The 20,100-nt window shown below is 63.0% G+C and carries 19 protein-coding genes; 10 read left to right on the top strand and 9 right to left on the bottom strand.

Annotated elements, in window-relative coordinates:
• Positions 1–18 precede the first annotated feature (18 nt).
• The 3 genes from GCN75_RS01830 to GCN75_RS01820 all read right to left on the bottom strand — a co-directional run bounded on the left by GCN75_RS01830 (position 19) and on the right by GCN75_RS01820 (position 2,762).
• Positions 19–678, bottom strand: a complete 660-nt coding sequence (locus GCN75_RS01830; RefSeq protein ID WP_152281104.1) for a glutathione S-transferase family protein — start codon at positions 676–678, stop codon at positions 19–21.
• A 120-nt stretch (positions 679–798) separates the two neighbouring features.
• Positions 799–2,232, bottom strand: coding sequence for a Dyp-type peroxidase (locus tag GCN75_RS01825; protein WP_152281103.1), 1,434 nt, complete (start codon positions 2,230–2,232; stop codon positions 799–801).
• Between the two features lie 71 nt (positions 2,233–2,303).
• Entirely contained in the window at positions 2,304–2,762 is a 459-nt protein-coding gene (locus GCN75_RS01820; protein WP_152281102.1) for a hypothetical protein, read from the bottom strand.
• Positions 2,763–3,237: 475 nt separating this feature from the next.
• Here GCN75_RS01820 and GCN75_RS01815 point away from each other — a divergent pair, with 475 nt between their 5' ends.
• Genes GCN75_RS01815 through GCN75_RS01805 form a run of 3 tightly spaced genes read left to right on the top strand, consistent with a single transcriptional unit; the run spans position 3,238 to position 8,884 of the window.
• The gene (locus tag GCN75_RS01815) at positions 3,238–5,361 is read left to right on the top strand and encodes a tellurite resistance TerB family protein (protein WP_152281101.1); all 2,124 of its coding nucleotides are present in this window, start codon (positions 3,238–3,240) and stop codon (positions 5,359–5,361) included.
• A 2-nt stretch (positions 5,362–5,363) separates the two neighbouring features.
• A complete protein-coding gene (locus tag GCN75_RS01810; protein ID WP_152281262.1) occupies positions 5,364–6,659 on the top strand; it encodes an ATP-binding protein in 1,296 nt (431 codons plus the stop codon).
• Complete coding sequence (locus GCN75_RS01805) at positions 6,656–8,884, top strand: DEAD/DEAH box helicase (RefSeq protein ID WP_152281100.1); 2,229 nt, start codon at positions 6,656–6,658, stop codon at positions 8,882–8,884. The genes GCN75_RS01810 and GCN75_RS01805 overlap by 4 nt, the downstream gene beginning before the upstream one ends.
• Here the strand turns inward: GCN75_RS01805 and GCN75_RS01800 are convergent.
• Positions 8,881–9,621, bottom strand: coding sequence for a hypothetical protein (locus GCN75_RS01800; RefSeq protein WP_152281099.1), 741 nt, complete (start codon positions 9,619–9,621; stop codon positions 8,881–8,883). The two genes, GCN75_RS01805 and GCN75_RS01800, sit on opposite strands and share 4 nt — an antisense overlap.
• A gap of 183 nt (positions 9,622–9,804) precedes the next feature.
• On the opposite strand from GCN75_RS01800, the gene GCN75_RS01795 reads away from it, so the two are divergent.
• Positions 9,805–10,431, top strand: a complete 627-nt coding sequence (locus GCN75_RS01795; protein ID WP_152281098.1) for a flavin reductase family protein — start codon at positions 9,805–9,807, stop codon at positions 10,429–10,431.
• 9 nt (positions 10,432–10,440) lie between these two features.
• On the opposite strand, the gene GCN75_RS01790 is transcribed toward GCN75_RS01795, so the two are convergent.
• Complete coding sequence (locus tag GCN75_RS01790; protein WP_152281097.1) at positions 10,441–11,253, bottom strand: FadR/GntR family transcriptional regulator; 813 nt, start codon at positions 11,251–11,253, stop codon at positions 10,441–10,443.
• 189 nt (positions 11,254–11,442) lie between these two features.
• On the opposite strand from GCN75_RS01790, the gene GCN75_RS01785 reads away from it, so the two are divergent.
• Genes GCN75_RS01785 through denD form a run of 6 tightly spaced genes read left to right on the top strand, consistent with a single transcriptional unit; the run spans position 11,443 to position 17,474 of the window.
• Complete coding sequence (locus tag GCN75_RS01785; RefSeq protein ID WP_152281096.1) at positions 11,443–12,771, top strand: MFS transporter; 1,329 nt, start codon at positions 11,443–11,445, stop codon at positions 12,769–12,771.
• Positions 12,772–12,787: 16 nt separating this feature from the next.
• A complete protein-coding gene (gene ltnD, locus GCN75_RS01780; RefSeq protein ID WP_152281095.1) occupies positions 12,788–13,687 on the top strand; it encodes an L-threonate dehydrogenase in 900 nt (299 codons plus the stop codon).
• A 21-nt stretch (positions 13,688–13,708) separates the two neighbouring features.
• Entirely contained in the window at positions 13,709–15,010 is a 1,302-nt protein-coding gene (gene otnK, locus GCN75_RS01775; protein WP_193317348.1) for a 3-oxo-tetronate kinase, read from the top strand.
• On the top strand, positions 15,007–15,678 hold the full coding sequence (otnC, locus tag GCN75_RS01770; protein ID WP_226941008.1) for a 3-oxo-tetronate 4-phosphate decarboxylase: 672 nt from the start codon (positions 15,007–15,009) through the stop codon (positions 15,676–15,678). Before otnK ends, otnC begins: the two co-directional genes overlap by 4 nt.
• Before the next feature lie 18 nt (positions 15,679–15,696).
• Positions 15,697–16,488 carry a 2-oxo-tetronate isomerase gene (gene otnI / locus GCN75_RS01765; RefSeq protein WP_152281093.1) on the top strand — a complete coding sequence of 264 codons (792 nt, stop codon included), beginning with the start codon at positions 15,697–15,699 and terminating at the stop codon, positions 16,486–16,488.
• 11 nt (positions 16,489–16,499) lie between these two features.
• Positions 16,500–17,474 carry a D-erythronate dehydrogenase gene (denD, locus tag GCN75_RS01760; RefSeq protein WP_152281092.1) on the top strand — a complete coding sequence of 325 codons (975 nt, stop codon included), beginning with the start codon at positions 16,500–16,502 and terminating at the stop codon, positions 17,472–17,474.
• Here the strand turns inward: denD and GCN75_RS01755 are convergent.
• The 4 genes from GCN75_RS01755 to GCN75_RS01740 form a co-directional block, all read right to left on the bottom strand.
• Positions 17,471–18,031, bottom strand: a complete 561-nt coding sequence (locus GCN75_RS01755; protein ID WP_193317347.1) for a S41 family peptidase — start codon at positions 18,029–18,031, stop codon at positions 17,471–17,473. The genes denD and GCN75_RS01755 overlap by 4 nt on opposite strands.
• Positions 18,032–18,052: 21 nt before the next feature.
• Complete coding sequence (locus tag GCN75_RS01750) at positions 18,053–18,571, bottom strand: hypothetical protein (protein ID WP_152281090.1); 519 nt, start codon at positions 18,569–18,571, stop codon at positions 18,053–18,055.
• Between the two features lie 41 nt (positions 18,572–18,612).
• Complete coding sequence (locus GCN75_RS01745) at positions 18,613–19,107, bottom strand: MarR family transcriptional regulator (protein WP_152281089.1); 495 nt, start codon at positions 19,105–19,107, stop codon at positions 18,613–18,615.
• A 95-nt stretch (positions 19,108–19,202) separates the two neighbouring features.
• Positions 19,203–20,054: an AraC family transcriptional regulator gene (locus GCN75_RS01740; protein WP_226941007.1), complete on the bottom strand. Its 852-nt coding sequence runs from the start codon at positions 20,052–20,054 to the stop codon at positions 19,203–19,205.
• Positions 20,055–20,100: the final 46 nt, after the last annotated feature.

Genomic DNA, 20,100 nt, shown 5'->3' with positions numbered 1-20,100 from the left:
CAGGTTTACTGAACAAGGTCAGTCGCGCTGCGGTGCGCCCAGGGGGAAGAGGTGGCGGTACAGGCGCGCCTCTTCCACCGCGCGCGCAAACGATGGGCGGGCCAGCAGGCGCGCGCGGTAGGCGCGCAGCAAGGGCAGGGTGGCGGGAATCGGCTGCGTCCAGTCCGCATAGAACAGCGAGGGGGCGGCGGCGCAGTCGGCCAGGGTAAAGTGTTCGCCCGTGGCCCACGTCTTGCCGGCCAGGTGGTTTTCCAGCCAGGCGTAGGCGAGGTCCAGCTTTTCTCCCGCATGCGCGCGGCCTTCACGGGCCTTCACCGGGTCGCCGGTCAGGGCGGCGCCGACGGCATGCTGCACGGGCGCCATGACATGCAGGTCGAAGTAGCGGTCGAGAAAACGCGCGTCCAGCGCCTGCATCGGGTCGTCCGGCAGCAGGCGCAGCGGGCCGGGATGGGCCAGTTGCAGGTATTCGATGATGATGCTGGTTTCGGCGACGTTGCGCTCCCCGTCCACCAGCAGCGGGAACTTGCGCAACGGCCAGCGTTCCAGCCACTGCTGCAGATGCTGCGGCATGTCCGGCGCCAGGCAGCGGAAATCGAAGGGCAGGGCGTTCTCGTACAGGGCGATGAGCACCTTCTGCGTGTACGAAGAAAAAGGATGGCCGTAGAGGATGAGCGACACGGTGGAATCTCCTGTGCAAGGTTGGCAACACGCGCGTGCTGCAACGATAGAGCAATGACAGGAGCAATGCAAGCGGTCCGGGCCTTTCGTGCGCCTGCCTCCCGCTTGCATTCGTAATGCTTAGCCCAGGTTCGCCAGGTAGCGCAGTCCCGTGATGCTGGGGAAGAAGCAATACACGCCGCCACGCGTGATGACGCTGCGCGAAAAGTGTTGCAGTGTCTTGTTGCCGCTGCCCTTGGCGCCCACGCCGGGCAAGGTGAAGGAACTGACGGCGGGGTTGTTGATGCCCAAAAACACGTCCTGGCCGCTGATGTTGAACGTGGCATTGCCCGCCTCGGGGCCGTCCGGGCCGACGGCCGACTTGACGAAGGCATCGTCATTGTTCCACTGCTTCATCAGAAACTCGAACTGGTTGCGCAAGTTGGCATTGATGAAATAGCCGATGAGGCCCCGTTGCTCCGCGACGGGCGCGGCCGGATCGTATTCGCTGCCGTAGGGCATGGCGCGCCGCACGATGCGGTGGTTGCGGGCGGAGGTCCCCACGACGCCTTCGTCGCGCGGATTGTTGCGCCGGATATGCGAGCCGACCGGGCATTTCAGGCCCAGCGTGTCGTCCAGTGCCGGCTGGCTATCGACATAGTGAAAATGGTTCAGGCTGGCGTCCGGCAGCACGGGGCCGGCCTCGTCCGGACTGAGCACCAGCGGATTGCCGTTGCGCCAGCGCCCGCACATCTTGGCCGCCACCATTTCGGTGCTGAGCCCTGAACTGGCCGCGGCCTGGCTCAGGATGGTGTCGAACAGGGGCACGTCCTGTTCCAGGATGCGGAAGGCGGCATAGCTGCCATTGGTGGACAGCTGCGGCGGCTGGACCTGGTAGATGCCGCCGTTTTCATTCGGATAGCCGAGCAGGAATTCCCCCGTCTTGACCGTGTTGAGCGGGTCGGGATCATATGCGGGTTCGTGCTTGCGGGGCGGCGCGCCATCGACGTCCGGTTGGGCGATGTTGTCGCGGTAGCCGAAATGCACGCGGTTGCCTGGCAGGGCCACGCCGTCGTGCGCATACAGTTCACGCCAGCCGCCGGCAAAGGCGCGCCGCAGCGTGGCCGACGTCTGCTGCAGCACTTCCGTCGATTCGCTGACCCATAGGCTCAGCAGCGCATGCACCTGGCCACGCTGGGTAGCCGGCCCCAGGTTGCCGAGCCAATGTTCGGGGGCGCTGCCGTCCACGTCGCCCACGGCCGCGACGCTGGCCGGATCGGCCGCGCCCCGCTGAAATGCCTGGTCGAAAGTGGCCAGGTCGGCCGCGGCGACGCCCAGCGCCGCCAGGCCAGGAGCGGTAAAGCTGAGGTTCAGGAAGCAGGGCGGCTTGGGATGGATATGGCGCGCGGTGGTAATCGATGGCAGTCCGTCGCTGCCGTCGAGCAGGGCCGCGATTGTGCGCCGTGCCTGCGCCGCATCCGTGATGCTCAAGATGAAGTGGCGCGCCAGGTTGACGCGGTAGCCGCGCAGGATCGTGCCTTGCACGTCGTCGTAATCGATGCTGGAATCGGCCATGCTGTCTCTCCGGGGGCTGGGGCTGGCAAGGTGGCGGGGCGCGCCTGCGCGGCCCCGGCGCGGCGTGCGGCTCAGACTGAAGCGAGGATTTTCTGGACTGTTTGCGTATACGCGCTGTACATGCCGGTATTGGGCACGTGCTGCGCGGCGTCGTTGGCGCTGATGAACGCTTCAAATGCGGCCACGTGGTTGGCCACGGGAATCAGCGGCTTGCCGCCCTCGACAAACTGCAGCAGCGCGTCGAATACGGGACCCAGCTTGGCCACAAAATCCTCGATGTAGTCGTTGAAGTCGCCGTCATACTCGGTAATCACGCCGATGACGAGGGTGTCCGAGGGACCTGTCGATTTCACGTTGGGCAGCAGATTGGCCTGGGCGCGGTCAAACAGGGTGAAGCGGGCAAAGTGCACGGTACCGATGCTGGTGAGGGCCGCATTGATCTGCTTTTGGTATTCCTGCAAAGCGGCGGCGATGTGGATGGGATCGGTGCCGGGTAGTACCGGCATCATTAAGCACAGTGGATATGCCATGGCAGGCTCCTCATTACGTGGTTGTCGGGAGGACCGACACTACGCCGCGGCGTCCACTGCGTCAAAAACTATATTTTTGCGCTTGTTGCTAAATTCACACCATTGCAGCATGGTAATTCATGTGAAATGCGGTCTCATGTGAATAGTTGCTGAGGCTGGCTCGTACCGGCGGACGCTCTGCTGCCAGGCCACCCCTGCCTGTTTCTTGAAGCGCAAGGGGTGCCGCTGGTGGCATCATGTTCTGACGGTTTTATTAGGGAGATGTGACGCGATGCGGGGCCCCGGGAGCGCCATGCCGCCTTCCGCTACGCCGGAGCGACATGCTGTATTGTCGGCCATGAACGCAGTTTTTCCAGCCCGTATTCGCCTGAACTCATGTTAGCATGAGGAAATAATAACAGCCGACTTGAAAATAGTCACTGCAACATGAGTGCCATCCGGTACCGTAATAGTGCTGGACGAAACAACCCCTAACGTGAGCAAGACGACATCGATGGTGCAATACAGTTCAGATGATGCGTATTCTTCTTCCGAGGCTAGAGGCTTTCGCATTCCCGCACCACCCGCTCAGCCATGCCTGGCGCAATGGATCGCGCGCAATGAGGCTTTCGCCGTCGCCGGTTTATCGATTCCTTCCGGGATGGTGTATGTAGGCGAAGTTTTGCCAGGAAACGATGGTGCGCCCGATCCCTGTCTGATCGATCCCTTGAAAACGGTCGACTTGCGTGCCGATTACAACGAGGCACACACACATGGTGACTGGCCAAGTTATTCCGATGTTTCGCCGCGTGCTCGCGGTGCTTACTTGAAATGGCTCGCCGATGGACGCAGTGGCCCCGACGCTGATATTAGTAATGTCTGGATGTTTTTCTTTGGCCTGGAGCGCCGGGTCTTGCTTGACGGTAAATTTGACAAGATACTTGTTACAGAGTTGCCACTGATTGCCAAAGAATTACAGCGCCTCTTGAAGCATTACGGCAAAACATCGCCCTTGTTTCATCGGCATTGTAGTGATTTTCTGGAGATCGTCAATTTGTTGCAGGCACCGCCTCAACTTTACATGCAAGCCATTCCAGAGATACCTATCGGTACTGTATTGCCCATGTATCTGCGCCTTGCTATCGGTCAGGCCTTGGCTGACCAGCATCCGATTCCAGTGAGTCTGGCCTGGGCCTGGGTATTGCATGATCCTGCGATCGTGTTACGAACAGCATCGACACGTTGCAGCGAGCAATTTCATGCGCTCTTTTTAAAAACGTATGTGGCCAAGCATGGCGATCGTATCAGGATCCGGTCGACGGAGACCAAACTGAAATGTCGGTATATGCCTGCGTCTTGCGCCATGGGAGACACGCAAGGCATCGATGTCGAGATAGGCGATGTTCCTGATATCAGCGCCATTAACGGACCCGTCAATTTCCTGCAAAAAGTGGTGGACGAATGTGCCGCGGCACTCGATGCCTACAGCCGTTTTGTCGGGCGCTTTCCCGAGAAAAGCCATGCACTGGAAGCGTTGGTGCGTTTGCCGCTTGCCATCTGGCCGGCATCGGCCATGCAAGTTCTTCATGACATCAAGACGGTATTGGCCAGTGGTGCAATAGCGCTGTCGTGGGCGTCGCTAGCTAGCCGTTTTGATGCACAAACAGTGGTTACGAATGAGATTGTGCGCGCACTGACTCAGGTTCTGGCCTCGGTGCAAGTGGCAACTGAACCTGAGTTGCTGGCTCATGGCAAGCAAGGTGCAGGCCAGGTGGTGGCGCTGTTCCTGATGGCTGCCGTGAGTCCCGATGAGTATCCGCCGGTGGAAGACAGCATCGCATCGTTGGCGTTGGAATTGCTGATCATGCAAGCACAAATCAACGAAGTATTTACCGATGAAAAACTGGCGATACTTGACGAGCAGATAGCGTCGTGGATACATCTGAGCACACAGCAGCAGCGAAGGCTGATGGCGCGCTCGCGATTGTTGTTGCAAGAGCCGATGTCGCCTTCCACCCTGAAGCGCAAGGTACAAGCCGCCGGACAATCCACGCGTGAGGCGTGCGCCGCATTTATCGTACATATCGCAGGCACCGCTGCGCATGCACCACGTGCCGAAGTGGCGGTGTTGGAACGGCTGTATGGCTTCCTCGATGTTGATACCAAGAAGCTGTACGGCGCCCTGCATGGCACCGCAATGGCGCCGGCAACAAATCATGCTACCGTGTTCGACTCTACAACGGCTGGTGTGGTCACGCTCGATATCGCACGCATCGCCCAATTACAGAGCGATAGCGACAAACTGGCAGTGTTGCTTGGTAATATATTCGTCGACGATCCCTTGCCTGAGCCTGCTGTAACCATACCCACGCTCGAATCTCTGTCCGATGGCCTGGCTGGCCTCGATGCCTCGCACACGACGTTCATGCGCCAGCTTATTGCCCGTTCATCCTGGTCGCGCAGCGAGTTGGAAACACTGGCCAGCGGCCTGAGCATGATGCTCGATGGTGCGCTGGAACATATCAATGAAGCCTGCCTCGATACCTACGACTGCCTTTGTGCTGAAGGCGATGATCCGATTGATATCAATCTCGACATATACGAAAGAATCGCACCATGAGTTTGCCACCTATCCGCCCCAAGGACCGCGATGCCGTCCTTCAGTCCTTGCGTGCCGGTGTGGTGCCGCGTGTTGGGCAGCATTTGATACAGGTTGGCCGCAAGCGTGAGATAGAAACGCTGATGGCTGATCTGGACAGGCTTGCTGATGGCGGTTCGGCGATCCGCTTTGTGATTGGCGAATATGGCTCCGGGAAGACATTTTTCCTGAATCTGATACGCGCCGTGGCGATGGAAAAGAAACTCGTTACTGCCAATGCTGATCTGAATCCTGACCGGCGCCTGCATGCCACAGGCGGGCAGGCACGCTCGCTGTATGCCGAATTGATGCGTAACCTGTCCACGCGTACCAAGCCTGACGGCGGCGCGATGACAGGCATTGTCGAGAAATTTGTCTCGACGGCGAAAGCAGAGGCTGCGGCGCAGGGCGAAGCGACGGAAGTGGTGATACGCCGCAAGCTCGATCATTTGACGGAGATGGTCAATGGCTTTGATTTTGCCGATGTGATTGCCGCCTACTACAAAGGCTTTGAAACGGGCAATGAGCAATTGAAGGCAGACGCCATTCGCTGGCTGCGTGGGGAATTCAATACAAAGACCGAAGCGCGCCAGGCACTGGGCGTGCGTGCCATCGTTGACGATGCCTCGTTCTACGACCAGCTCAAGTTGTTCGCGCGCTTTGTCCGGCTGGCCGGTTTTGCTGGCTTCGTCGTCTGTCTCGATGAACTGGTTAATTTGTACAAGCTGGCCAATACGGCCGCGCGCAATGCTAATTATGAGCAGATATTACGTATCTTGAATGACACCCTACAAGGCAATACGGAAGGACTGGGTTTCATCTTGGGTGGCACGCCGGAGTTTTTGCTCGATACGCGCCGTGGCCTTTTCAGCTATCCCGCGTTGCAAAGCCGGCTGGCGGAAAACACTTTTGCCGCAGCCGGCCTGGTCGATTACAGCGGCCCTGTGCTGCGCCTTGCCAGCCTGACCCCCGAAGATTTTTATGTGTTGCTGCAAAAGTTGCGCAATGTCCATGCGTATGGCGTAGCTGAGAAATTCGCTCTGCCTGACGAGGCGATTCACGCTTACATGGAGCATTGCGCGCGTCGCGTCGGCGAAGTGTATTTCAGGACGCCGCGCACCACGATCACCTCTTTTGTCGGCTTGCTGGCGGTGCTCGAGCAAAATCCTGCGGCACGCTGGCAGGAGTTGCTGGAGGAGGTCGATGTGTTTGTTGATACCGGTGGTGTCGCCGATGCACAACTGGAGCCGGACGAAGATTTTGCCGGCTTCCGGATATGATCGTGCGTGCTGACGCAGAGCGCACATCGACCGCATTTGGCATGCTGGACCTACGCATCCAGCGCTGGATATGGACAGAAAAATGGAGTGTCCTGCGCGACGCGCAGGAACGCGCGATTCCTGCGCTGGTCGGCTGCGATCGCGATGTGCTGATTGCCGCCGCCACTGCTGCAGGCAAGACCGAGGCTGCTTTTTTTCCCATCCTGACGCATTTACTGGCCGATACCAGAGATACCGGTTTGTGTATTTATATCAGTCCGATCAAGGCGCTGATAAATGACCAGTTCATGCGCTTGGAGCGACTGTGCGAACAGCTGGAGCTTCCCGTCTGGCCCTGGCATGGCGATATTTCATCTTCGTCAAAAAACCGTTTTTTCAAGCAGCCATCGGGCGTGGTGCTCATTACCCCGGAGTCGTTGGAAGCGATGTTGTGCAATCGTGGCTTTCAGGCGCCGCAGTTGTTTGCCAAGCTACGTTATATTGTGGTGGACGAGTTACATGCTTTTATCGGCACTGAGCGGGGCAAGCAGTTGCAGTCGCTGATGCAGCGCATGGAATTGGCGGTGGGGCGCAAGGTGATGCGTGTTGGCCTGTCCGCGACCCTAGGTGACCTTGGAATGGCAGCTGAATTTTTGCGTGTGCGCGGTGGCAGTGCTGTCGAAGTCATCAACTCCAATTCCGATCCGGTGCGTCTGCAGCTCGAAATCAAAGGATATGTGGAGCCTTCGCATTTGCTGGCAGAGCAACAGGATGCCCCCGCCATCACGACCAGTTTCATCGTTCAAGATCTGTTCGACACCTTGTGCGGTTCAAACAATCTGGTCTTTCCTAATACACGCGGGCTGGTCGAGGAGTACGCGCATGCCTTGGGCCGGCTTTGCGAGCAGCAGCGTGTCACCAACGAGTTCTGGCCACATCATGGCAACTTGTCGCGCGATATCCGGGAAGAAACCGAAGCGGCGCTAAAGAACAAGGCCTTGCATGCGACCGCTATTTGTACCAATACGCTGGAATTGGGGATCGATGTTGGCGCCGTCAAAAGCATTGCCCAGATCGGATCGCCGCCATCGGTGGCCAGCATGCGCCAGCGCCTGGGGCGTTCCGGGCGGCGTCCCGGCGAGCCGGCCATCTTGCGTGGCTATGTCACAGAACAGGCGTTGGCAAAGGACTCCACACTGGATATTCAGTTGCGTACAGGGTTGTTTACTTTCGCTGCAATGGTCAGCCTGCTGGAAGAAAAATGGGTTGAACCACCGCAAACGAATGGTTTGCACTTTTCGACACTTATCCAGCAACTGCTTTCCCTGATTGCCCAGCGTGGCGGCGTACAGGCAGGTGACGCCTATCGCACGCTGTGTGTACAAGGTCCCTTTCCCGCCTTGGGCAAACCTGATTTTCTCGACATGTTGCGGCACCTGGGCAAGCTCGAACTGATACAGCAGGAGGCATCAGGTGTGCTGCTGCATGGCACAAAAGGCGAGCGCATCGTCAATCATTATTCTTTTTATGCTGCGTTTGCTGCGGAAGAAGAATATCGAGTGGTTTGCGATAGCCGCGTCCTGGGTTCCTTGCCTATCTCAAGCAGCGTGTCCATTGGCGACTATATCGTGTTTGCAGGAAAAACCTGGCGTGTCGAGACGATAGATGAAGAAGGAAAAACCATTTTGGTCAGTAAGACATCGACCGGCAAGGCTCCTGTTTTTACCGGCGGTAAAGGGCAGTTGCATGCAAAGATCAGGGAACGCATGCGCGAGCTGTACCGTGGCACCGGGGTGCCGCATTTTCTTGATGCCGCTGCAGTCCTCTTGTTGCAGGAAGGACGTGACAGCTATGCGCGTTGTCGATTGGATCAACGCGTCATGCTGAGCATGGGAAGCAATATCTATCTGCTGACCTGGCTTGGCGACAAGCAGAACGAAGCGCTGGCCGCAGTACTACGCAAAGCTGGCTTGAGTGTCTCGGCATCGGGTCCTGCAATCGAGATTTTCGCCAAGGAAACCGGCGAGCAGAGGATTGCGCACTGCTTGCGGGCATTTGCCAGTCAGCCGCCGCCCGACGCGCAGCAACTGCTGGCGGGTGTATTCAATCTGCGCAGGGAAAAATGGGATTGGGCTCTGCCCGAGCATTTGCTGAAAAAATCCTATGCCAGCTTGCAGATGGATGTGGCCGGAGCGCATGCCTGGGCGCAGCAATATGCGGCTGCCTCGCAGGAGCAGGATCATTAAAACCGGATGGGACAAGGCGCCGCAGTCCCTTCGCCAAAACCGGCGTAGCCGGAGCGCGCGCTGAGGTTCAGCGACATGCTGCCTTTGTCCGGTAAATAGATGCAGTATTCGCCGGCCGCCGTGATGATGCGGTAGATGCGCTTGGGGTCGTTTGGTGCGCTGAACAGCTCGATGCGGGCCGCTTCGAACCACTTCGGCTTGACCGCCGCATGCGCTTCCGCGAAGCCTTTCGCCAGGCGCGTGTGCGCCGTCTCGGGCGGCGCCGTGAACTCCTGCGGATGCTCGGCGCGCAGCTGGCGGTCGATGGCGCCGGCTGCCTGCAGGGCCTGCTGCGCCAGGGGGAGGGCGCCGGCCTTCGAAGCCGCTGGCGCCGCCTCGGCCGGCAGGGCGTCGTCTTGCGGCCGGTCCGGCATCAATGCCGGCGGCGTGGGGATGGCGGCATCCTTCGGTGCTGGCGCGGCCGCCGCACTGGCGGGGCGGGCAGGCAAGGAAGGCTGGGGAGGCAGGCGCGCAGGCGGTGGCGCGGCTTCGATGGGGACAGCGCCCCCTTTTGCTGGCGGCAATGGCGGCATCAGTTGCAGCCAGACGCGGTCGTCGTCCTCGGTTCCCGTGTGGACCGGCCGCGTGGCCGCCCAGAACAGCGCCAGGTGCAGCAAGCCGATTGCGGCGATATAGCGGCCCTGGGGGCGCCGGCCGATAGAAAAATCATGGTCCTGCCGCGCAAGGTCAATGCTCATCTGTTCCACGGTCCCCGTGATGAAGGTGTACCAGTATGCAAATTTGCAAGGGCGCTGTAAACAGCTTTCGCGCAGAATGCAGATTGCGCCACCGGCAGTACCGGAAAGCACGCCCGCGCGATGATTTTGTTAAGCTGTCACTCTAGGCGCGCTGGCGTGGGCGCCGTTATGACAGGAAGACGCATGGCCGAGGAAATGCATTTTTATGAACCTGCGCAAGGCCACGGCCTGCCGCATGATCCCTTCAACGCGATTGTCGGGCCGCGCCCGATCGGCTGGATCGCCACGCGCAGCAGCGCGGGCGTGCTCAATCTGGCGCCCTACAGTTTTTTCAACGCCTTCAATTACACGCCGCCGCTGATCGGTTTTTCCAGCATCGGCCGCAAGGACACCTTGCGCAATATCGAAGAGAACGGCGAATTCGTGTGGAACCTGGCGACGCGCCCGCTGGCCGATGCCATGAACGCCAGCTGTGCGCCAGCGCCGCCCGACGTCGACGAATTCGCGCTGGCCGGCCTGACCCCGCTCGCCTCGCGCATCGTCGCGGTGCCGCGCCTGGCTGAAAGCCCCGTGTCCTTCGAATGCCGGCGCACGCAGATCATCGAGCTGCAGGGATTGAATGGCGAGGGCGTCGGCAGCTGGCTGGTGCTGGGCGAAGTGGTGGGCGTGCATATCGCGCGCCATCTGCTCAGGGACGGCGTGTACGACACGGCGGCCGCTGCGCCGATACTGCGCGGCGGCGGACCGGCAGACTATTTTGAGATCGGTCCGGAGAGCCTGTTCCGGATGCGCCGGCCCAGCTATCCCTGAACGGGCAGGCTATTTCTGCATGATGGGATCGCGTCCCAGGGTGCGCGCCAGCGCGCCGCCGTCGCCGCGCCAGAATTCGCGGTCGGCCAGGCGCACGCGCTCGGCCGCGTGCTGCATGTGTTCCATGGCCGCCTGGCGCGCCCGCTGCGGGTCGCCGGCGGCGATGGCTTGCACGATCTTTTCATGCTCGCGCCGCACTTCGATGGAAAAGTCCGTGCGTCGCGCTTCATTCGCACGCGTCACCTTGACGGCCGAGCGGATCGGGTCGGCGAACATGGCGACGAATTTCGGCCAGTAGGGGTTGCCCGTCGCCTCGGCGATGCACAGGTGCAGGCGCACGTCTTCTTCCACGCCATCGACGCCGGCCGCCACCGCTTCCTCGATGCGCCGCAGCGCGTGTTCGATGTCGGCCAGCTGGCCCGGCGTGCGCCGCACGGCCGCCAGCGCGGCGATCTCCGCTTCCAGGCCTTGCCGCACCTCGATCAGGTTCAGCAGCGATTGCACCGATTGCTCCGTCAGCGCATCGCCCCGTTCGCCCGCCTTCGCGCCATCCTGCGCGCACACGAACGTGCCGCTGCCCTTGCGCGTGGCGACGATGCCGTCCGCCTGCAGCACGGCGATGGCTTCGCGCAGCACCGTGCGGCTGACGCCGAAGTGCGTGGCCATCGCCTGCTCCGATGGCAGGCGCGTGCCGCCGGCCAGGCCATCGTTGTGGATTTGCTGGCGCAGCCGCGCCGCCACCCGCGCGCCCAGGGTGCCGGTGGTAAAGCTGCCCGCGGCGGGCTCCGGCGGGGGAAGGGTAAAGCTGAACGTGCGGTCCATCGGGTGCATCCTTGTGCTAACGGTTCTCAAGTGGGCTTGCCTGCTTGGCATTATATGGAATATACAGCTTGACACACATAAAACACACACATAATATACATCCATACAAATTTTAGACAAGTTGCCAGCCACCTCCGGTGGACCATAAAAACCCGGCACGGTCGATCCCCCCGCGATCAGGAGACAAGCATGGAAGTGTCACAGACAATGCCGGGCCAGCCGGCCGGCACCGCCGCAAGCCAGAAAACCATCGACGACGCCGTCTACCGCAAGGTGACCTGGCGCATCATTCCCTTCCTCATGCTGTGCTACATCGTCGCCTATCTCGACCGCGTCAACGTGGGCTTCGCCAAGCTGCAGATGCTGGCCGACCTGCAGTTCTCGGAAACCGTGTACGGCCTGGGTGCGGGCGTGTTCTTCCTTGGCTACTTCCTGTTCGAAGTGCCCAGCAACGTCATGCTGCACAAGATCGGCGCGCGCGTGTGGATCGCCCGTATCATGATCACCTGGGCCATCATTTCGGGCGCCTTCATGTTCGTCACCACGCCGACGCAGTTCTACATCATGCGCTTCCTGCTCGGCATCGCCGAGGCGGGCTTCTTCCCCGGCATCATTCTGTATCTGACCTACTGGTATCCGTCCGAGCGCCGCGCGCGCATGGTGTGCACCTTCATGGCCGCCATTCCCGTGGCGGGCCTGATCGGCGGGCCGCTGTCGGGCTGGATCATGGAAACCTTCGCCGGCTGGCACGGCTATGCGGGCTGGCAGTGGATGTTCGTGCTCGAAGCGATTCCCGCCGCGCTGATGGGCGTGGCCGTGCTGCTCTACCTCGACAACAGCATCCGCGCCGCGAAGTGGCTGACGGAAGACGAAAAAGTCATCCTCGAACAGCGCATCGCCACGGAAGCGCAGGGCAAGGTATCGCACCCGTCGATCCGCGCCATGTTTGCCGACCCGCGCATCTGGGTCATGGCCCTGATCTATTTCTGCTGCGTGATGGGCCAGTATTCGCTGACCTTCTGGCTGCCCAGCCTGATCAAGGCGGCCGGCGTGACGGGCGTGCTCAATATCGGCCTGTTCACGGCGATTCCGTATTCGTTTGCCGTGGCGTCCATGATTCTGCTGGGGCGCAGCTCGGACAAGTACCGCGAACGGCGCTGGCACATGGCCATCCCGCTGGTGGTGGGCGCCGCCGCCATCGTCTGCAGCGCGCTGGCCGGCGCCCACAACACGGGGTGGGCCATCTTCTTCCTGACGATCGCCGCCGGCGGCATCCTGGCTGCCTCGCCCATGTTCTGGAGCCTGCCGACGGCCTTCCTGGGCGGCGTCTCGGCCGCCGCCGGCATCGCCGCCATCAATTCGGTGGGCAACCTGGCCGGCTTCGCGGCGCCGTACATGATCGGTTCCATCAAGGACCTGACGCAGTCGACCGACATCGCCATCTACCTGCTGGCAGCCATTCTGGTGATCGGCGCGGCCATCATCATGCGCGTGCCGGCCAAGCTGGTGAACAAATAAATATCTGGAGCAAACGATGAGTACAGCAATTGAAAAAGTGGGCGTGATCGGCCTGGGCGCCATGGGCATGGGCATCGCGCAGTCGCTGCTGCGCGCGGGCTTCGCCGTGCATGCCTGCGACGTGCGCCCCGACACCGTGCAAAAGCTGGTGGAGTCGGGCGCCCATGCGGCGTCCTCGCCTGCCGCGCTGGCGGCGCAGGTGCAAGCCTTGCTGATCGTCGTCGTCAATGCGCAGCAGACGGAAAGCGTGCTGTTTGGCGAGCACGGCGCGGCCAGCGCGCTGGCGCCGGGCAGCGTGGTCATCGCCTGCGCCACCGTGGCGCCGGAATTTGCCGAAGCGCTGGGCGCGCGCCTGGCGGCCATGGGACTACGCTTCATCGACGCGCCCATTTCCGGCGGCGCGGCCAAGGCGGCTGCCGGCGAGATGTCCGTGATGGCGGCCGGCTCACCCGATGCCTTCGATGCCTGCGCCGGCATCTTCGACGCCATCTGCGCCCGCCTGTACCGCCTGGGCGAACAGCCGGGACAGGGCTCGAAAGTCAAGATGATCAACCAGCTGCTGGCCGGCGTGCACATCGCCGCCGCCGCCGAAGCGATGGCGTTGGGCTTGCGCGCCGGCTGCGATCCGGATGCCCTGTACGAAGTGATTTCGAACAGTGCCGGCAGTTCCTGGATGTTCCAGAACCGCGTGCCGCACATCTTGAAGGGCGACTACACGCCGCTGTCGGCCGTGAATATTTTTGTGAAAGACCTCGGCATCGTGCTCGATTACGCGAAAAAAAGCGTGTTCCCATTACCGTTGTCGGCCACGGCGCACCAGATGTTCATGCAGGCGTCGGCCGCCGGTTTTGGCGGCGAGGACGATGCGGCCGTTATCAAGACTTTCCCGGGCATCGATTTGCCGGCGAAAGCGTAACTGAATCAGGAAGGAACAATCATGACCGTACTACTGGGATGTATCGCCGACGATTTCACGGGTGGCACCGACCTGGCCGGCATGCTGGTCAAGGCCGGCATGCGCACGGTGCAGCTGATCGGCGTGCCGCAAGGGCCGCCGCCGGCCGACGTCGATGCCGTCGTCATCGCGCTCAAGTCGCGCACGACTGCGCCGGAAGACGCGGTGGCCGAATCGCTGGCCGCGCTGGCCTGGCTGCAGCAAGCCGGGTGCCGCCAGTTCTACTTCAAATACTGCTCCACGTTCGACTCCACGCCGCGCGGCAATATCGGCCCCGTGGCCGAGGCGCTGATGCGGGCGCTCGACACGGACTTCACGATCGCCTGCCCCGCGTTCCCCGCCAATGGCCGCACCATCTACAAGGGCAACCTGTTCGTCGGCGACGTGCCGCTGGCCGAATCCGGCATGCGCGACCACCCGTTGACGCCGATGACGGATTCGAACCTGGTGCGCGTGCTGCAGCAGCAGGTGACGTCAAAAGTGGGCCTGGCCGATTTTTCCGTGGTGGAGAAGGGCGCGGCCGCCATCGCCCAGCGCTTCACGGAACTGCGCGGCCAGGGCTGCCATTTCGCCGTCGTCGATGCCGTGTCGAACCGCGACCTGGAAGCCATCGGCGCCGCCTGCGCGGACTTGAAACTGATCACGGGCGGCTCGGGCATCGCACTGGGACTGCCGCAGAATTTCCGCCAGCGGGGGCAGCTGTCGCCGTCGCATGCGGGGCAGGCGGGACGCTTGCCGCCGGCGTCGGGTTTCCGCGCCGTGATCTCGGGCAGCTGCTCGGTGGCCACGCAGCAGCAGGTGGCGCACCTGCGCGAGCACGCGCCAGCATTCCATGTCGATCCCCTGCAGCTGGCCGCTGGCGGCGAGGTGGTGGGCGCCGTGGTGGAGCAGGCGCTGGAATGGGCGGGCGCGCACCTGGCGCAAGGCCCCATCCTGGTCTATGCCACGGCCACGCCGGACGCCGTGCGCGCCGTGCAGGCGCAGCTGGGCGTGGAACGGGCCGGCGCCCTCGTCGAGGAAACCCTGGCCGCCATCGCGCAGGGCCTCGTGCGCCTGGGCGTGGGCCAGCTGATCGTCGCTGGCGGCGAAACCTCGGGCGCGGTGGTGAAAGCGCTGGGTATTGCTGGCTTGCGCATCGGCCCCGAGATCGACCCCGGCGTGCCCTGGACGCAAGCCTTGCCCGCGCTGGGCGACGATGGCGGGGCGCCGTTGGCGCTGGCGCTCAAGTCCGGCAATTTCGGCACGGTCGATTTCTTCAGCAAGGCCTGGCAGGTGCTGGCATGAGCACCGCCACCCCCGCCATCCACGCCGCGCCGGAAGAGATGCGCCAGCGCGAGCAGATCGTCGACTTCGGCAAGTCCCTGTTCGAACGGGGGCTCACGGCGGGCAGCAGCGGCAACCTCAGCGTGCGCCTGTCCGATGGCTGGCTGCTGACGCCCACGAATGCCAGCCTGGGGCGGCTGGACCCCGCGCACTTGTCCAAGCTGGACTGGGACGGCAACTTGATCAGCGGCGCGCCGCCGTCGAAGGAAGCGTTTTTGCACCGCGCCATGTATGAAGAGCGCGGCAGCGCCGGCGCCATCGTGCATCTGCACTCGACGCATTCGGCGGCCGTGTCCTGCATGTGCGGCTTGAACCATGACGACTGCATCCCGCCACTGACGCCCTACTTTGTGATGAAGGTGGGGCGCCTGCCCCTGGTTCCGTATCACCGTCCGGGCGACCCGGCGCTGGCGGGCGCCATCGGCGCCATGGCGCGCAAGCATTCGGCCGTGCTGCTGGCCAACCACGGTCCCGTGGTGTCGGGCAGCAGCCTGGAAGCGGCCGTGTATGCGGCCGAGGAACTGGAAGAGACGGCCAAGCTGTTCCTGCTGCTGCGCGACGTGCCCACGCGCCCGCTCGATGCGGCGCAGATCGCGGACCTGAAACACACCTTCAAACTCGACATATAAGAAATCCAGGAGATACGCATGCCCCGCTTTGCCGCCAATCTGACCATGATGTTCAACGAAGTGCCTTTCCCGCAGCGCTTTGCCGCTGCCGCGCAAGCGGGTTTCCAGGGCGTCGAATTCCTGTTCCCGTACGACCACGCGCCGCAGGAAGTGGCTGGCTGGCTGCGCGAGCACGGTTTGACGAATGTGCTGTTCAACCTGCCGCCGGGCGACTGGGCGGCCGGCGAGCGGGGCATCGCCTCGCTGCCGGGCCGCGAAGAAGAGTTCCGTGCGGGCGTGGCGCGCGCCATTGAGTATGCGCTGACGCTGGGCACCCCGCGCGTGCACATGATGGCGGGCTTGCTGCCGCAAGGCGCCGACCTGGCGCTGCACCGCGCCACCTACCTGGCGAACCTGCAATACGCGGCCAGGGCCGTGGGCGCGCATGGCATCGAACTGCTGATCGAACCCATCAACGGGCGCGACATGCCCGGCTATTTCCTCGTCACGCAGGCGCAGGGCCACGCGCTGCGCCTGGAGTCGGGCGCGCCCAACGTCAAGGTGCAGATGGATTTTTACCACACGCAGATCGTCGAGGGCGATATCGCCATGACGTTCAGGAACAACTTCGGCGGCATCGGGCATGTGCAGATCGCCAGCGTCCCGGCGCGCAACGAGCCGGATGATGGCGAAGTCAATTACCCCTATTTATTCAGCTTGCTCGACGACCTGGGCTACGAGGGCTGGATCGGCTGCGAATACCGTCCGCGCGGGCGCACCGGGGATGGCCTCGGCTGGCTCGCGCCCTACTTGAATCATTCGAACAAATAAGGAGACAGCACATGAAAGTATTGATCACCGGCGGCGCCGGCTTCCTGGGACAGCGCCTGGCGCGCCAACTGCTGGCGCAAGGCCGGCTGACGGACAGCAGCGGCCAGTTGCAGACCATCAGCGAGCTGGTACTGGTCGACGTGGTGGCCGCGCATGACTTCGGCGATGCGCGCGTCACCGTCGTCACGGGCGACATCGCCGATGGCGCCCTGATGCGCGCCACCGTCGATGCGCAGACGGCGTCGATCTTCCACCTGGCCGCCATCGTCAGCGGCCAGGCCGAAGCCGATTTCGAGCTGGGCATGCGCATCAACCTCGACGCCTCGCGTCTGCTGCTCGATATCTGCCGCGAACTGGGGCACAAGCCGAAGGTCGTGTTTACCAGTTCCGTGGCCGTGTATGGCGGCAAGCTGCCCGAGGTGGTGCTCGATACGACGGCCTTGAATCCCCAGTCGTCGTACGGCGCGCAAAAGGCCATCGGCGAATTGCTGCTCAACGATTACAGCCGCCGCGGCTTTGTCGATGGCCGCGTGCTGCGCCTGCCCACCATCAGCGTGCGCCCCGGCAAACCGAACAAGGCGGCGTCGTCCTTCGCCAGCGGCATCATCCGCGAACCGCTGAATGGCGAAGCGGCCGTCTGCCCGGTCTCCACCGACCTGCGCCTGTGGCTGCTGTCGCCGCGCGGCGCCATCGCCTCGCTGATCGCCGGCCATGAACTGGCGGCCGAAGCGCTAGGCGCCAGCCGCACGGTGAACTTGCCTGGCTTGAGCGTGAGCGTGGGCGAGATGATTGCCGCCCTCGAGGCAGTGGCCGGCAGCGAAACCGCGCAGCGCATCAGCTACGCGCCCGATCCCGCCGTCGAGCGCATCGTCAAGAGCTGGCCCGGCGCCTGGGACACGGCCCGCGCCGCAGCGCTGGGCCTGACGGCCGATGCGGATTTCGCCAGCATCATTCGCGCGTATATCGACGACGTCAAGGCGGGCTAGGATTCCTTGCCGATGGCGTCCAGGCGCTGCTTCAGGCGCTGCGTTTGCTGCTCGCTGCTTGCCGTCTTGAGCAAGTCGTTCAGCAGCGCCGTTTGCGCCACGCGCAAGGCATCCTTGGCCGCCGCTGCCACATCGGGCGCCACGCCCACGCCTTCCCAGTTGGTGTGGGTGATGGGGCTGATGGAGCGCCCGGTCGGCACGAAGGCGCCGAAATGCGCATCCAGCCGCACGACGCGGCCCGGATGGGCGCCGCCGCCCGTGGTCTCGCCCACGATGGTGGCGCGCTTCAGGTTTTTCATCGCGTAGCTGAAGTCTTCCGCTGCCGAAAACGTCCGCTTGCTGGTCAGGATGTACAGCGGCTTTTGCTGTCCAAACGGCTTGCCGGCGACGAAGGTGGTGCTCCAGTTTTGCTCCGTGAGGTCGTCGATGCGGTAGTAATTGTCGTTCAGGCGGGTGCGCTCGTCGAGCACATAGCTGGCCAGCAGCGCCACCGTTTCCGGGGAACCGCCGCCGTTGTCGCGCAGGTCGATGATCAGGCCGTCCAGGTTGGCCATCATCGTCATCGCCGCCGCCAAGGTCTAGCCCGCGTATTGAGCGGGCGCGAATTCATTCAACTTCAGGTAGCCGACATTGCAGGGCAGGCGTTCGACGCGTTCGACACCGTAATTGCGTCCGCGCATGTTGGCCGCCTGTTCCGCCATCACTTGCGGCGACGGCGTGCCGCCGGGGGGCAGTATGGGGAGGTCTTTTTCGCTGTAGCGGACACGCAGATGCAGGTCGCCCGTCTGCCGCCGTATTTGCGTGGTCAGTTCTTCTGCCAACTGGTTTGCGCTGGTGATGGCGGCATAGCCGGCGCTGCGCTGGTAGCGCTGCAAGGCTTGCTCGAGCTGCTTTGCTTTTTCCGGAAATACATAGCCGAGCTTTAGTTCCGCGATCAGCCGGTCGACGACTTGCTGGCGCTGCTCCTTGCTGATCTGCATGTCGGCTTGCGGAGGCTGTCCCTGGCCATGGGCCGGCATTGCCAGCAGCATGGCGCCCGCCAGGGGGAGTGCCAGGATGGTGCTGCGCAGACTGCGGAGGATCGTTTTACCGTGCATTGTGACTCCTGTGAAGGTGAGTAAGGCAACGTGGGGCGGGATTATCTGGTCTTGCGGCTTTCGGTGCCGTCTTCGGCGCGCACGGCGGCATCGCGGATGCGCGCGCCGAACGGTTGGTTGTCCAGCGCCGCGATGGCCTGTTGCAGCAGCTGCGACAGGGGATACGGCAAGTCGGTGTCGAGGCTGGCGGCGGCGCCGGCCGTCGCTTGCCAGCAGCGCTGGATGGCCGGCAGCATGGCGCGACCCTGTTCCGTCAGCTGTATCAGTTTCTGGCGTCCGTCTTCGGGGCCGGCGGAGGCGAAGACCAGGCCTTCCTTGATCATCAGCGCCACCGTCTGCGTGGCGGCCGGCTGTGTGATGCCGGCGGCGGCGGCGATGGCGCCGATGCTGGCCGCGTCCTGCGCCATCAGCACGCGCATCACGGGCGTGTAGCGGGGACGGTAGCGCAGGCCCGCCTCTTCATAGGCGGCACCGACGGCGCCGTCGAGCAATTCGATCAAGTGGCGTAGCTGCGTGCCCAGCGAAGATTTTTTCATGAGGAAATAATATCAGCGCTTATATAAGCAGTAAAGAATTTTCTCGGGGGTGCGTCCCGGCGGATGTCCGGGCCCGATGTGCGCCCGCTGGCCGGCTAGGCTGCCTTGACGGGGGCGGTCGCCTGCGAGCGGCGATAGTCGAGCGGCGTGCTGCCCACCAGTTCCGCAAAACTGCGGCTGAAATGGGCCTGGTCGAAAAAGCCCAGCTCCTGCGCCAGGCTGGCCAGGTCTGGCGCATCGGCCTGCGCCAGGCGCCAGATCGCCTCCTGCAGGCGGTAGCGCTGGATCACCCATTTCGGCGGCACGCCCACGTAGTTGGCGAACAGGCGTTGCAGCCGGCGTTCGCCGATGGCCATGCTGTCGCATAGCTGCGCCACATTGACCGGGCCGTGGTGGGCCGCCGCCGCGGCAGTCAGGCGGGCAGCCAGCAGGGCCGCATCATCGATCGGCGGCAGCTTGGCCAGCAGCAGCGCCTGTGCCTGCGCCACCATGGCCAGATCGTCGGACTGGCCTAACACGCGCGCCTCGGCTTCCCCTGCCGGCATGCCCAGCAGGGCGTCGGCAGCGAGGGTCGTGCCGGTGAACGATGACAGGGACTGGCTGATGAAGGGGCGCAGGCCGCCCGGCGTGAAGCGCACGCCCAGCACCTTGCCCGCGCCGGTCAAGGGCCGGTCGAAGGCGCCGCGCACGACGCCATGGATGGCGGTGCGCCCAAGGTCGAACACCAGGTGGGCATTCGGGTAGGGCAGCACGCGCTGCGTCTCGGGTGCGCAGCCCCGCCTGTCCCATTCGACCAGCCAGAAATACTCGACGAAGGGCGCCAGCGCGGCAGCCGGCGGATAGGTCGCCAGGCGCAGGCGGCGTGCCGCCGCCCGCGGGTCGACGATGCCTTTCGGTGCCTGTCCGCGCGCGGCGAGCAGATTGCGCGTGCTGTCGGCTTTATCCAATATCTGTCTCCTGCGCGGGACTAAGCTGGCCATCTCGCATCGATTG

Source organism: Janthinobacterium violaceinigrum (assembly GCF_009208555.1).
Taxonomy (GTDB): Bacteria; Pseudomonadota; Gammaproteobacteria; order Burkholderiales; family Burkholderiaceae_D; genus Janthinobacterium; species Janthinobacterium violaceinigrum.
This window is presented reverse-complemented; position numbering and strand designations above follow the sequence as displayed.